Below are 14,569 nucleotides of genomic sequence, written 5' to 3'. Positions count from 1 at the left end.
TTGTACAGTTGCCTACAATAATTTTCTGATATCTTCTTCGATACTTTCCGGTTTGGTAATGGGAGCAAAACGTTTTACAGGCTCTCCTTCACGGTCAATGAGGAACTTTGTGAAGTTCCATTTGATCTTGCTGCCCAGTAATCCGCCTTGCTTTTTCTTCAGAAATTTAAAAAGGGGATGAGCTTCTTTTCCATTCACCTCCACTTTTGAGAACATTGGAAAGCTTACGCCATAATTGACCATACAGCCTTCAGCAATTGATTTTTCATCGCCTGGTTCCTGTTTTCCGAATTGATTGCAGGGAAAACCGAGTATCACCAGTCCCTGGCTTTTATACTTTTTGTACAGGTTTTCCAGACCTTCAAATTGAGGTGTGAATCCGCATTCTGAAGCCGTATTGACCACCAGGATGACCTTGTCTCTATACATCTCCAGGTCCACTTCCTTGCCCTGGAGATCTCTGGCTTTAAAATCATAAATTTTACTCATAATATATTTTTAGATAAGGTTTTGGAAGATTTCAGCCCATTCTACCTGTTCACTACAAGGGCTCTTGGTTTTTTCCAAATATGATCCCGGTCATATTTATCTTTCAAAAAGGGCTTTTTCTTTGCCGCCTGATTTTCGCCGGGCAAATTTCACTGCTACGGCAAATCTTTTTTGATAAGAGATCATGCTGACAAAGAAAGATAAAATGGAATTAATGGCGCCTGCAGGCAACTTCGAATCTTTGCAGGCTGCTTTAGACAATGGTGCAGATTCGGTTTATTTTGGTGTGGAACAACTGAATATGAGAGCCCGTGCCTCCATTAATTTCACCATGGAAGACCTGCCGGAAATTGTGAGGAGGTGTGAAAAAAGAAAGGTTCGCAGCTATCTTACTCTAAACACTATAGTTTATGACCATGATCTTTCGCTCGTAAGGAATCTTCTTACAGAAGCTAAAAAAGCAGGGATCACAGCAGTGATTGCAAGTGACCAGGCAGTGATCGCATCTGCCCGAAGTATGGATGTGCAGGTTCACATTTCAACTCAAGTCAATATTACCAATATTGAAACTGTAAAGTTCTACAGCCTTTTTGCTGATACTATGGTGCTTTCTCGCGAACTGAGCCTGCGCCAGGTGAAGAAGATCACCAGCGGGATCGAAAAAGAGCAAATTAAGGGACCTTCGGGAGCACCTGTAAAAATAGAGATCTTCGGTCACGGGGCCTTGTGTATGGCAGTATCGGGTAAATGTTATTTGAGTCTGCACTCCCATAATTCATCGGCCAATCGCGGCGCCTGCAAGCAAAACTGCCGCAAGAAGTATACAGTGATCGATCAGGAATCGGGTTTTGAGATCGAGATCGACAATGAATATATGATGTCTCCAAAAGATCTTTGTACCGTTAATTTCCTTGATGAGATCATGGACGCGGGAGTACAGGTGTTGAAGATTGAAGGCCGTGGCCGTGCCCCCGAATATGTAGCCACAGTTACAAAAGTCTACAGGGAAGCCATTGATGCACTGTATGCCCAAACATATTCGGAAGATAAAGTGGCCCGTTGGATGGAGCAGTTGAGTACGGTCTATAACCGTGGATTCTGGAGTGGCTATTATCTGGGTCAGAAATTAGGAGAATGGAGTAAAACTTCCGGCTCTCAGGCCACGCAGAAGAAGGTGTATCTTGGCAAAGGAATTCACTATTTCCCGAAAGCTGGAATTGCCGAATTCAGGATCGAAGCCTTTGATCTCAGCCCGGGCGACAAGCTTCTGGTGACGGGACCAAATACCGGCGCTCAGGAATTTGAGCTTAAAGAAATATTTGTGAACGACCTGCTTTCAGAAAGGGCTACTAAAGGCGATAGCTGTACGATAAAAGTACCTTTTAGAGTGAGGCTTTCAGACAAGCTCTATAAACTGGTAGAAGCTTAATGGTAGTTGTGACCCTGCAACGTAAGAAATGCATTGGCTGCAATTACTGCGTGGAATTGGCCCCTGCACATTTCCAGATGTCCAGGAAGGATGGAAAAAGTGTATTACTGAAGGCTGTAGATCGCAAGGGTTTCCACACCCTCAAATCGGCAGATCATTCCATCTTCACCAGCTGTGATACCGCTGCAAAAGCCTGCCCGGTAAAAATAATTTCTGTAAAGGAAATTTGAGAATCTTTTTTTCCGGATTTTTTATTTCGATTACTGCTGGATCTTATTCTAAGGACAACTTGCATCCAACAGTTCAAATTGTGTAAAAGGCAACCTTACTAAAATTTAAAAGCTAAAAGTGCTGTCAATTAATATTTTGCGAGAATCTCCCGGAACAAAAATGAGAAATTCAGGAACTTATGTTTGGCAGTGGAAAAAACGTCGTCTTAAAATTGTGGTTCTGCTGCTTTAGGTAAAGAAATTGCAACTAAAACGTTTGAAGTAACTCTTTTTTAATACTAATTTAACCTTTTGATATGCTGCGAGTTAGGCTTTTAAAATCTATTTTCGCTGTACTGGATATCAGTAATTATCAAAGGGTTTTTATATGAATAATTTTCTTTTCGTTGCTTCAGAAAATGACGCCATTGCCAACTGCAAAGTTGGTGGGGTAGGGGATGTAATTCGAGATGTGCCAAGGCAGATTTCAGAGCGTGGAGACAGAGTTCATGTTGTTGTTCCGTCCTATTCAAGATTACACGAAAATGGAACTTTGCTGGCCTCTTTGAAATTGGAGTTAAGAGGAACTTCTTATACTGCTCAGCTTTTTGAAGTTCCTGCAAAGGAGCCAGATAGCAATATAACTCACTATGTCATTCATCATCCCGAGATCGAGATGGGCAATCTGGGTGGAATATACCATCATGATCCTTACGAGCCATTTTACAGTGATGTGATTAAATACACGATTTTTTGTACTGCCGTTGCCGAAGCCATAAAGCAAAAACTTTTCGGAAAGCTCGACATCGTTCATTTGCATGACTGGCATTCAAGCATGCTGCTATTCCTAAAGAATTTTCATCCGCAGTACTCCTGTCTAAAGAAGAACAGGTTTGTTTACTGTATCCACAATCTTGCACTACAAGGCATTCGTCCTTTTGAAAATAACTACTCTTCCCTGAAGACCTGGTTTCCAGATCTTGAATTCGAGAGAGAGGCACTGAGAGATCCGCGTTATGCAGATTGTTTTAACCTAATGGCTGTGGGAATTAGATTTGCTGATGCAGTGCATACCGTTTCACCTTCCTATAAGCAGGACGTTTTGCTACCTAGTGACGCTCCTGAGTTTATTGGAGGTGAGGGCTTGGAAAATGATCTGAGACAGGCTGATAAGGAGGGACGTTTTCACGGGATCCTTAACGGCTCCGACTACAGCCCTGGAACGCTCGTAAAGAAAAACCGTTTGTTCCACAATATCGCGACTACTATTTTTAAGCAGCTCCAAAAGGAACAGGATTGGGCGAAAGCCGCTTTCCTTGCGCACACTGGAGAAAAAGTGGTTCCTTTCCTGAAAAAGAAACCCAATTTTATCTGTGCAAGCGTAGCTCGTTTGACCGAACAAAAGTTCTATTTCTTTAAGCGATCTCCCGAAGCTCTTCTTGAAATTCTGGACAGGCTGGAAGAAGTGAGCGGCGTCTATGTGTTGCTTGGAACTGGAGCTTCAGATTATGAGGAGTTACTCAGAGAAATAAGCTATAAAAGAAAGAATTTTATCTTCATCAATACGCAGTGTGAACACGTGGTGAATTCCATTTACCGGGATTCTGACCTGTATTTTATGCCGAGCTTGTTCGAACCCTGCGGAATTAGCCAAATGCTGGCTATGCGGAACGGGCAGCCCTGCCTGGTTCATCATACCGGCGGCTTAAAGGATACAGTACAACATGTACATACCGGCTTCGCGTTTGATGGAAAAACCTATGATGAGAAAGTTTATAACATGGTGGAAAGCTTTAAAGAAGCACTGTACTTTTTTGAAAATGATAAAACCGTCTGGAAGCAGATCAGTCTTAACGCTCGTAAAATGAGATTTACCTGGAAAAAATCTGTAGATGAATATTATAAGTTGTTGTATGCCTTTAATCCCGCAGATGTGCAGGTGGCATAAACCCACTTTATTACGATCATACTGGCCGGATTCTTAACGAGTCCGGCTTTTTTTTGGAGTCAGGAAAGGGAGCTGAAAATGCCATTTTTGACGCTCCATTTTTTCATTTCCCCGGGCAGCTGACTGAAAGACAGAGGTCCGGCATGAGACCTTAGCTTTGAAAAATAGCAGGTAGAATTTTGTAGCAGATCAAAAAAGCTTATTTTTGCCGGCTCTTATGAAGAGCACAAACAAAATATTCATCTCGCCGGTTACTCCACCCTGATCCTTCGGACTATAACTCGCCTCATCCTCCTGAACACAGGACAACACTTTCTATTACTATCTATCATAGCCTTATATAATGAAAAAAATCTTTAATCTCTTCGATTTTTCCCAAAAAGTAGATTACAAAATTGAAGTGCTTGCGGGTCTTACTGTAGCTCTGGCCCTAATTCCAGAAGCAGTGGCATTTGCAATGATCGCGGGACTTTCACCTCTTACAGGTCTGTATGCTGCCTTTGTGATGGGGCTCATTACTTCGATCTTTGGAGGGCGCCCCGGAATGATCTCTGGCGCTACTGGGGCTGTTGCGGTGGTGATCGCTGCACTTGCTATTTCTCATGGCCCCGAATATGTCTTTGCGACAGTTGTACTGGCAGGTCTTCTCCAGATCCTGGCTGGAGTTCTAAAGCTGGGAAAACTAATAAGGCTGGTACCTCATTCTGTGATCTTTGGGTTTGTAAATGGCCTGGCGATAATCATTTTTATGTCTCAGCTCGACCAGTTCAAGACTGTGAATGAAGCAGGAGAACTGGTGTGGATGACAGGAACCAGCCTGTATATCTTACTGGGGCTGGTTTTGATCACCATGTTGATCATTTGGGGTTTGCCAAAACTAACTAAGGTCTTTCCATCTTCTCTTGCGGCAATTCTGGTGGTTTTTGGACTTGTGGCTTTTCTGAATATCGATACTAAAACAGTGGGTGATATGGCATCCATTAATGGAGGATTTCCACCTTTTCATATTCCAATGATCCCGTTTACCTGGGATGTTATTGCTCTCATCTTTCCCTATGCTGCGATCATGGCAGGAGTTGGCTTGATCGAGAGCCTGCTTACCCTGAACATTGTTGACGAGATCACCGAAACCAGGGGGAGAGGAAATAAGGAGTGTGTCGCTCAGGGTACTGCCAATGTTCTTTCCGGCTTTTTCTCGGGAATGGGAGGTTGTGCCATGATCGGGCAGAGTTTGATCAATGTCTCCTCGGGTGCGAGGGCCAGACTTTCGGGAATAATAGCGGCTGTAATGCTCCTAGTCTTTGTTATGTTTGCGGCAGATATTATAGAACTGCTACCAATGGCTGCCCTAACGGGCGTAATGATCATGGTATCTATTGGCACTTTTGAATGGGCAAGTCTTAGAACCTTCCGCAGAATGCCAAAGAGCGATGTGCTGGTAATGGTACTGGTAACGTTTGTAACAGTGGTACTGCACAATTTAGCACTGGCAGTGCTAGTGGGAGTAATTATCTCGGCGCTTGTGTTTGCGTGGGACAATGCAAAAAGGATTAGGGCAAGAAAATATGTCGATGATAATGGGTTAAAGCACTACGAGATCTATGGGCCTTTGTTCTTCGGAAGTGTGGCCGCTTTTAATGAGAAATTTGATGTGCTTGGAGACCCTGAAGAGGTGATCATTGATTTTTCTGAAAGCAGAATAGTAGACATGTCTGGCATTGAGGCTGTAAATAAACTTACAGAACGCTACCTGAAGCAGGGAAAGAAACTTCACCTGAGACACCTTAGTCGCGATTGTAGACAGTTACTGCAAAATGCCGATGAGATCATTGAGGTCAATATTCTCGAAGATCCCACCTATAAGGTGGTGGTAGATTAGAAGATCAAACTATCTGAAAAATCCCTTTTTTGACAGGCTGATTTATTTCGGCCTCCTGTTATTGCATTTTTCATTGTTTAGGATCCTTGGTAAATTCAGAATGGGGATTATATGCTTTTCAGGGAATCTTTTTTATTGGTGTTCCCGCATAGAACGATCCTCGGAACTACATGAAGTTTATTAAATCCCTCTAATACCGACTGATCTACTTACCATTTCCAATAAAAATTTCTTACTAAGAGCGTCAAAAATTGCAGCACCCGGAAAATATTACCTAATTTAAATGGAAATTTTTTCTGGGTATGAAACTTCGAGATAGAGACGATGTTGAATTTGATCCTGTTCCATCAATAAAAAGTAAAGCTTTAAGGGTCAATTTGAATGAACATATCTATGGCACCTTCGCCGAAATTGGGGCAGGACAGGAGACGGTAAGAAACTTTTTTAGAGCCGGAGGCGCTTCTGGTACCATCGCAAAAACCATGAGTGCCTATGATAAGGATTTCAGTGATGCCATCTACGGAATAGAAAAAGATGCTCGATATGTGACTGAAGCAAGGCTAAAAAGCATGCTTAGCTATGAGACGGAACTCATTGAACAAAGGATCTCCAGAGAGAAACATCCCGATAAGCTGTTCTTTAGCTACGCCAATACCGTGGCAACTATAGATTATGCTAAAAAATATAAAGGCCACGGGTGGTTAGGGATCAGGTTTCAAACCCGGCCCCGGGAAGAGTACAGCGAGATCATAATCCATGTGCAGTTTCACGAAAATAATGCTGCCCTTCAGCAAATAAGCCTGGGCACTATGGGAACCAATCTTATTTATGGTGCCTTTTATCAATACGATGATCCAAAGTTGCTTTTGCAACATCTTTACGATCATTTAAACAGTGACCAGATAGAAATTGACATGATCAATTTTACAGGTCCCGTGTTTGAAGAGGTCGATAACAGGTTGATGAGCCTGCAGCTGGTAAAGAATGGAATGACCGAGGCCGTTATGTTCTCCCCTTCGGGGAATAACGTCTTACCGGCAAATGAACTTTATAAGAAGAATATCCTCACCTTAAGAGGGAGCTATCGCCCTGTTACGAAGGTGAATATGAATATGTATGAACAGTCCCTGAAGTTATTCCTTGAAGAGAAAAAGGTAAATCCCCAAAAGACCAAAGTGATCTTCGAGATCACACTTTCCAATCTTCGATCTGAAGGGGATATTGATGAAAAAGACTTTTTAGACAGGGCCGATCTTTTAGGCTCTCTGGGCCAAATGGTAATGATCTCCAACTTTCAGGAGTATTATAAAATGGTAGAATATTTTTCCCAGTATACCGCAGAAAGAATGGGATTGAGCATGGGGATCAACACCTTTGTGGCACTTTTCGATGAGAAGTATTACAGGCATTTGAGCGGCGGAATTCTCGAGGCGTTTGGAAAATTGTTCTTTAGAGACCTCAAGATCTATTTGCACCCAATGAAAGATCAGGATACGGGTGAGATCATTACCAGTGATAATCTCAAGGTCCACCCACGAATGAAAGAACTCTACAAGTTTTTTAAAGATAATGGCCGGGTGGTTGACATTACCGACTACGACCCCGAAATTCTTGATATTTTCTCTCGCGAGGTCCATCAAATGATCGTGGAAGGTCAAAGTGGCTGGGAAGAAATGCTCCCGCCAAAAACTACCCAAATGATCAAGGAAAAAAGATTATTTATGCCTAAGGAAGCTTAGATTCAAAAGGTCTCAAAAATGGCATTTTTGACAGGTATTAGCTGGAGGTCTCTGTATCTGTCACTTCTGAAAGGGAAAAGGATAAATACAACTCCTCTTATTTCTTAAATTACTCTTATAATCTCTGTTTCAGGATCAAAGATTTTATTTTTTTTTCTTACTTTTTAAAAAACGCTGTGATGAAAGAACATAACAGAAGCATAGAAAAATATTTTTCTTCAATCGGAGAAAATGCAAGTGAAATTGGTCGTTCCAAGGCCGACATAAAAAAGGATTTCCTCCATAAATTATTTTATCACCTGGGAAGGGTGCCTGCGCTTACTACAGATAATGATCTTTATACAGCCCTGGCTTTGACCGTGCGTGACCGGGCCCTTCGTCAGTTTGTTCGTTCTACCGAACAGTTTGCCGAGAAGGATGCCCGAGGCGTTGCTTATTTTTCTGCTGAATTTCTACCGGGGCCTCACCTGGGAAATAATCTGCTCAACCTGGAGATCATGGAAGAAACTCGGCAAGCTCTTGCCGAACTTGACCTTGACCTTGATCACATCCTTGAACAGGAAGTGGAACCGGGACTTGGAAACGGTGGCCTTGGCCGCCTTGCCTCCTGTTATATGAATTCTATGGCAACTCTTGGTATTCCTGCAATTGGATATGGAATTCGCTATGAATTCGGAATTTTCAAACAGGAAATTCGTGAAGGCTGGCAGTCTGAAGCTACAGATAAATGGTTGCATTATGGCAATCCGTGGGAAGTGATGCGACCCGAGATCTCCTATGAAGTCAAATTTGGTGGGCGAACAGAAGCCGGAACCAGCAAAGAGGGAAAGTATTTTGTGGAATGGCATCCAGAATCGGTCATTAAAGGAACTGCTTATGATACGCCTATTCTGGGCTATCAAAGTAATGGAATAATTATGCGCCTCTGGAAAGCTGAAGCGGTCGAATCTTTTGACTTCTCCATTTATAACATGGGTGATTATTACCGGGCCGTGGAAAAGAAGCTGAGGTCAGAAAATATTACGAAAGTACTTTATCCAAACGACGAAAACCTTTCGGGTAAGGAGTTACGCTTAAAACAGCAATATTTCTTTGTTTCCTGCTCACTTCAGGATATGATCCATTTACATCTTTTGCAAGGCAGAAGGCTGAATGAATTTCATGAAAAATTTTCAGTTCAGCTCAACGATACTCACCCTTCAATAGCAGTAGCCGAATTGATGAGGCTGCTGCTTGATGAACACGATATGGAGTGGGATGATGCGTGGCACATTACAAGTCACACGTTTGCCTATACTAATCACACGCTGCTGCCAGAAGCGCTTGAAAAATGGTCGATCAGTTTGTTAGGGAGGATTCTTCCGCGGCATCTGGAACTCATCTATGAGATCAACAGCAGGTTTCTGGAAGAGCTCCGCGAAAAAGGTCTTAACGGGGAGCAGATCGCGAGGATGTCTCTTATTGATGATCACGGGGAACAGGCTGTAAGAATGGCCCACCTGGCTACCGTGGGAAGTTATAAAGTTAATGGAGTTTCTGCACTGCACTCCCGACTATTAAAAACACAGGTCCTGAACGATTTTGCAAAGCTATGGCCCGAAAAGTTCACTAATGTAACGAATGGCGTAGCTCATAGACGATTTCTTGCACTCAGCAATCCTAGATTAGCGTCCCTTATTACTGAAAAGATCGGGGATCAATGGCTTACCGATCTTACAAGCTTCAGGGAACTGGAAAAATATGCCGGGGATCCCGCTTTTCAGCAGCAATGGAGAAAGGTAAAGCTGGAGAACAAAAAAGAACTGTGCAAACTGCTTGCAGAGCGGGCGGGCGTTGAAGTAGATCCAGCCATGCTTTTTGATGTTCAGGTAAAAAGGATACATGAATATAAACGGCAGCATCTCAAAGTACTTCATATCATTGACCTTTATCTTAGAATCAAAGATGGAAAGGGAGAGGATATTGCCGCTTCTGCCTTTATTTTTGCAGGCAAGGCTGCCCCTGGGTATTTCATGGCCAAGCTCATTATAAGACTTATCACCGCGGTGGCCGATCTTATTAATAACGATGAGGAGGTTAACAGGAAACTTAAAGTAGTCTTTCTGCCTAATTTTAATGTAAAGCAGGCACAGCGGGTTTATCCCGCTGCCGACCTTTCTGAACAGATCTCCATGGCAGGGAAGGAAGCCTCTGGTACCGGAAACATGAAGTTCGCTCTTAACGGCGCGCTCACAATTGGTACGCTCGATGGTGCTAACGTTGAGATCATGGAAGAGGTTGGAGAAGAGAATTTCTTTCTTTTCGGGCAAACTACCGAAGAAGTTCAGGAGACCAAAAGAAAAGGTTACAGGCCGTATGAATTCTATGAAGAGAATTCCAACATTCGGCGGGTACTGGATTTTCTGGTTTCGGGAGCTTTAGGGGAAGGAGATCCGGAATTGTTCAGGCCGCTGTTCAACAACCTCGTTCAGCAGGACCAGTATCAATTGCTGAAAGATTTCAGATCATATTGTGAAAAGAAGGAAGAAGTTTTTAAGCTCTGGGCTAACGAAAGCGAATGGGACAGACGCTCTATCTTGAATGTCGCCCGAATGGGAAAATTCTCATCAGACAGGTCAATAAGGGATTATTGTGAGAACATCTGGAATGTGGAGCCAGTGCGATTAAGAGACTAAAGTCATTTTTCAGAAGTAAGCTTTTCCCGAAGGGCTTCAAGATGTTCCGCTTTTTTCGCTTCACAATGTATCTTGCAATAGCTGGTGTGAAAAGAGTGGCTGCAAAGAAACTTCACCTGTATCTCATTCCACTGTGCCCTGGTTAGATCGGGCCGAGAATGCAGCAGCTCCTTGTATAGCTGTTCGCTTATCTCATCATATTTGTCGGTGCCCAGGTATTCGAGATCGGCGTCTGCAAGTACTTTTTCTAGGGTCGTATTTGGTTGCTGCGGAATTCTCGTAGCCATGATCATATCACAGATCTTCGAAGTTTCCTCCTGGCTAAGGCCGTATTCTGGTAATTCCTGGGCGGCCATTCTGCAACCTCGTTCTTCATGATTTTCCATATTTTCAATGAAGCCCAGATCGTGATATAAGGCAGCGACTTTGATAAGAAAGAGGTCGCGACCGTCAACGCCTTCCTGTTCTGCAAGGAAGATCGCTTTGTCGAGCACATACTGGGTGTGAGCAGGAGAGTGATAGTGGAGCCAGGAGGGAAGGTTATTCTCCAGTTTCGACATCACTTCTTTGTAGATTTTTGCGAACATAATCTTTAAAAGGATCTTTTGTGGTTTGTCTCCCAATTCCACCTTTAACTTCCTTTATCCTCTGGACAAAAAAGAAGGCATTGGGATCAATTTTTAAAGTTGCTTCCTTTATCCTGTGAAGCTCCAGCCGGGTTACTATAGTCATCACTATGTCGCAATCATGTTTAATCTCATAAGCCCCGGGCAAATAACCTCTTTCTCCTTTATAAACTGTAATTGCTTTTCCATATTCATTTACGATAAGGGATTTTACCACTTCGCATTCACTTGAGATGATACTAAGCGCAGTAAATTCCTCAAAGCCGTTAACAACGTAATCTGTAGTCTTTGCTGCTGTAAAGTAAACTAAAAAAGAATACATAGCAGTTTCCAGGTCAAAAACGAATGCGGCACCCAGAAAGATAAGACCATTTAAAGCTAAGATAATTTCTGCAGTTGAAAAGGCTGAATTTCGGGTGGTGTAGAATGCCATGATCTCCAGGCCGTCAAGAACGCCTCCTCCCTTTATGACCAGTCCCAGGCCAAGCCCAATTAAAAATCCGCCAAATACAGCTATGAGCACTTTGTCTTCAGTAACAGCAGGAACTTCAAGAAAGTGCATGAGCACCGTTAGCAGGAGGATGGATAGCAGGGCCCGGAGCGCAAAGGTCTTTCCAATTTTTTTATAGCCCAGGTACAAGAACGGAAGGTTAAAAGCAACAAGTAAATAAGTAAAAGGAATTTGAAGAAGCTCCTCAACTACAATGGAGATCCCGGTGATTCCGCCATCCAGAAAATGATTGGGAAGCATAAAACCTTCTAAAGCCACCGTCGCAGAAAAGATCCCGAGCAGCGAATAGATCACCGATTGAGGAGAAAATAAGGCGCGCCAGTTGATCTTATCCGATTTCTGCATTTGATTAAAAAAATTACCTGAATACTTCCGGTTCCTGAAACTCTTTGCAGGAAACCAGGATATTAAGGTATGAAAAATTCCTTAGTGCATGATAGTCAGTATGAAAGAGATAGAACTTAAAGGGCCGGAACGGGGAACAGGTAGAAAATATTAGGTTCAAAAATGTCATTTTAGAAGGATGTTTCCGTGGTGATCCAAAGGCGTGGCTTAGTGATGTTTTAAAATTTAAAAAACCTTCCTTTCTCCTAAATATGGAGTGATTTTGAGAGTTAATTCTCTCATGAAGAAGTTTTTTAAAGTACTTCAACGAATTTAGTTGTTAACATAACATTTCTTTATTATCTTAATAATCAGTTAATTAACTAAGGTGATAAAATGTATGGCAATTGACATTACTTCAAACGGGGGTTCAGAAAGGAATACGGTGATCTATGTCACTGTTGATACCAAAAAGATCAATGATCATAATATTGACCAGCATGTAGTCTTTTCAGATAACAGGGAAGATCCTCCACAGGCTCCGGGCAGACCACAGGATTATGTTTCCACAATTGACAAAGGCATGAAAGTCTACTGGCGTGGCGTGGTTAAAGATGCCGATTCTGAAGATACCATAGAAATAACCGATGTAGTTGCTAAGGATAACAGAGGCAAGTGGAAATTACTGGATAAAGTAGAATCTGAACAAGGCAATAAAGGAGTGAAGGTGGGGAAGGTGAAGAATGAGATGATTCGTGGGGAAGAACCGTACTCTGTAAAATTCCGCATCAATGGCAGTTCTGGAAAAGAATACCTGGTAGACCCCAAACTTAAGATGGCGGACTAAATGTATGGGGAGTAGGAAATTCATAATAGTAGGTTTTTTAGTGGCTTGCGTGAACCTGGGATTCTCTCAGGATGAACGGTCACTCAAGCTAGACAGCCTAAAATTTGTTTATACTACTCAGGCTCAAAGACAGGAGGATCCAGTGTTATTATACGAAATTGCCAGGTCAGAAAAACTCTCAGACAGTGTTCTGAAATACAATGAGAAAGCGATCTCCATTCTCGAAGCTGCAGATTCTGTTGATCTGCTTCAAAGTGCTTATCTAACGGCCGGGGTACACTGGAGACTCAAAGGAGAATTTGACAAGTCCCTGGATTTTCTGTTCAAAAGCGCAGAGGTCGCTGAAAAGATGCAGGATTATATTCTGCTTGGAATTGTCAATGTTGAGATTGGAAACACTTATTCCGAAAGCGGTAACTTTTTACACTCTGCCACTTATCTTGATAGGGGACTTGAATTCATTAAAAACTCCGGAGATACCTTGTTGTTTGGCAAGGCCTTGTTTAACGTGGGGGACGACCTCCTGCTCAAAGGTCAGCTAGATTCGGCTTTGGTATATACAGAAGAGGCCCTTGATATTTTCAAACAATATGATAAAGCCCTGTTCCATGCATATAGCCTGGGAAATCTCGGGAAAATATATGCCCAGCAGGGGGAAAGTGGACGAGGGGAACGCTTTTTAAATGAGGCTATAGAAATTCTTGAAAAGGTTGAAGATTATAATGCGATCACAGATTTTCTGTTTTCCATGGCCATGATTTCTTCTGAAAGAGGGGAATATGATAATGCAATAGCCTACGCGGAAAGAAGCCTGCAAGCCGCGCAGAAAAATAAACTAAAACCCGATCTTGATGAGGTAAATCTGTTGTTGTCGAAGCTTTATGAGGAAGTTGGGAACATTCCTGAAGCCTATACTCATTACAAGCAGCATGTCACCTATAAGGATAGCGTGGAAAATATCGCCGCCGTTGAGGAAATGGCAAATCTCAGGACCAATTTTGAATTATCCAGGAAACAGACTGAAATCGACCTGCTCAATGAGCAAAAGGCCAATCAACGAAATATCGTAATAGCTACGGCCATTGCATTATTCTTGATCATGTTACTGGCTCTTGGTCTTTACCGGCGCAACAAATACATAGGGAGAACCAAGAAGATCATTGAGCGAGAGAAAAACCGCTCAGACAGGTTACTGCTCAATATTCTGCCACAGGAAACAGCCCTTGAACTCAAGGAGAAGGGCAGGGTAAGTGCACAGCGCTTTGAAGCCGTCACCATTTTGTTTACAGATTTCCGGAATTTCACACATTACGCCGAAAATCTTTCTCCAGAAGAGTTGGTGAAAACGGTAGATTACTATTTTTCCAGGTTTGATGAGATCATTGAAAGCCATGGCCTTGAAAAGATCAAAACGGTGGGGGATGCGTACATGTGTGCTGCAGGCGTTCCGTTTCCCGTTAAGGATCACGCCGAGAAAATAATACTTGCGGCCTGTGACATGGTCAACTTTGTGAGGGAAGCGCACCACAAGAAATTAGATGGTGAAACCCGTTTTGACATCAGGATCGGGGTAAATTCAGGTCCCGTGGTAGCAGGGGTGGTAGGCAGTAAGAAATGGGCGTATGACATTTGGGGAGATGCAGTGAACATCGCCGCAAGAATGGAAACCTGCTCTGAAGTAGGGAAGATCAATATTTCTGAAAATACCTTTGAACTTATAAAGGAGAAATTCGACTGCCATTACAGAGGTGAGATCATGGTCAAGAATAAAGGAATGATGAAGATGTATTTTATAAAGGAAAACGAGGAAGTGGTTGATGAAAAGCTCGCTTATGATGAGCTTCCAAAAATGTGATTTTCAAGCAACTTTTTTATTTGCTCCCCACAGCTTAT

11 protein-coding genes are annotated in these 14,569 nt (G+C 42.7%); 8 read left to right on the top strand and 3 right to left on the bottom strand.

Annotated elements, in window-relative coordinates:
- Positions 1-12: 12 nt before the first annotated feature.
- The gene (locus HC175_RS06210) at positions 13-489 is read right to left on the bottom strand and encodes a glutathione peroxidase (protein ID WP_168137627.1); all 477 of its coding nucleotides are present in this window, start codon (positions 487-489) and stop codon (positions 13-15) included.
- Positions 490-673: 184 nt separating this feature from the next.
- On the opposite strand from HC175_RS06210, the gene HC175_RS06205 reads away from it, so the two are divergent.
- The 6 genes from HC175_RS06205 (at position 674) to HC175_RS06180 (ending at position 10,368) form a co-directional block, all read left to right on the top strand.
- The gene (locus tag HC175_RS06205; protein ID WP_438865917.1) at positions 674-1,918 is read left to right on the top strand and encodes a peptidase U32 family protein; all 1,245 of its coding nucleotides are present in this window, start codon (positions 674-676) and stop codon (positions 1,916-1,918) included.
- The gene (locus HC175_RS06200; protein ID WP_168137626.1) at positions 1,918-2,148 is read left to right on the top strand and encodes a ferredoxin; all 231 of its coding nucleotides are present in this window, start codon (positions 1,918-1,920) and stop codon (positions 2,146-2,148) included. The genes HC175_RS06205 and HC175_RS06200 overlap by 1 nt, the downstream gene beginning before the upstream one ends.
- 367 nt (positions 2,149-2,515) lie before the next feature.
- Complete coding sequence (locus HC175_RS06195; protein WP_168137625.1) at positions 2,516-4,075, top strand: glycogen synthase; 1,560 nt, start codon at positions 2,516-2,518, stop codon at positions 4,073-4,075.
- A gap of 343 nt (positions 4,076-4,418) precedes the next feature.
- Complete coding sequence (locus tag HC175_RS06190) at positions 4,419-5,954, top strand: SulP family inorganic anion transporter (protein ID WP_168137624.1); 1,536 nt, start codon at positions 4,419-4,421, stop codon at positions 5,952-5,954.
- 302 nt (positions 5,955-6,256) lie between these two features.
- A complete protein-coding gene (locus tag HC175_RS06185) occupies positions 6,257-7,693 on the top strand; it encodes a TonB-dependent receptor (protein ID WP_168137623.1) in 1,437 nt (478 codons plus the stop codon).
- Between the two features lie 179 nt (positions 7,694-7,872).
- On the top strand, positions 7,873-10,368 hold the full coding sequence (locus HC175_RS06180; protein WP_168137622.1) for a glycogen/starch/alpha-glucan phosphorylase: 2,496 nt from the start codon (positions 7,873-7,875) through the stop codon (positions 10,366-10,368).
- A gap of 2 nt (positions 10,369-10,370) precedes the next feature.
- On the opposite strand, the gene HC175_RS06175 is transcribed toward HC175_RS06180, so the two are convergent.
- Entirely contained in the window at positions 10,371-10,955 is a 585-nt protein-coding gene (locus HC175_RS06175; RefSeq protein WP_168137621.1) for an HD domain-containing protein, read from the bottom strand.
- Positions 10,909-11,850, bottom strand: a complete 942-nt coding sequence (locus HC175_RS06170) for a YitT family protein (RefSeq protein ID WP_168137620.1) — start codon at positions 11,848-11,850, stop codon at positions 10,909-10,911. The genes HC175_RS06175 and HC175_RS06170 overlap by 47 nt, the downstream gene beginning before the upstream one ends.
- Positions 11,851-12,229: 379 nt before the next feature.
- On the opposite strand from HC175_RS06170, the gene HC175_RS06165 reads away from it, so the two are divergent.
- Together HC175_RS06165 and HC175_RS06160 are read left to right on the top strand one after the other, a co-directional pair.
- A complete protein-coding gene (locus HC175_RS06165; protein ID WP_168137619.1) occupies positions 12,230-12,676 on the top strand; it encodes a hypothetical protein in 447 nt (148 codons plus the stop codon).
- Positions 12,677-12,680: 4 nt separating this feature from the next.
- On the top strand, positions 12,681-14,531 hold the full coding sequence (locus tag HC175_RS06160; protein WP_168137618.1) for an adenylate/guanylate cyclase domain-containing protein: 1,851 nt from the start codon (positions 12,681-12,683) through the stop codon (positions 14,529-14,531).
- Positions 14,532-14,569 lie beyond the last annotated feature (38 nt).

This window comes from Salinimicrobium oceani (genome assembly GCF_012037645.1).
Note: the sequence above shows the minus strand (reverse complement) of the source record. Positions and strands in the feature narration are given on the sequence as shown.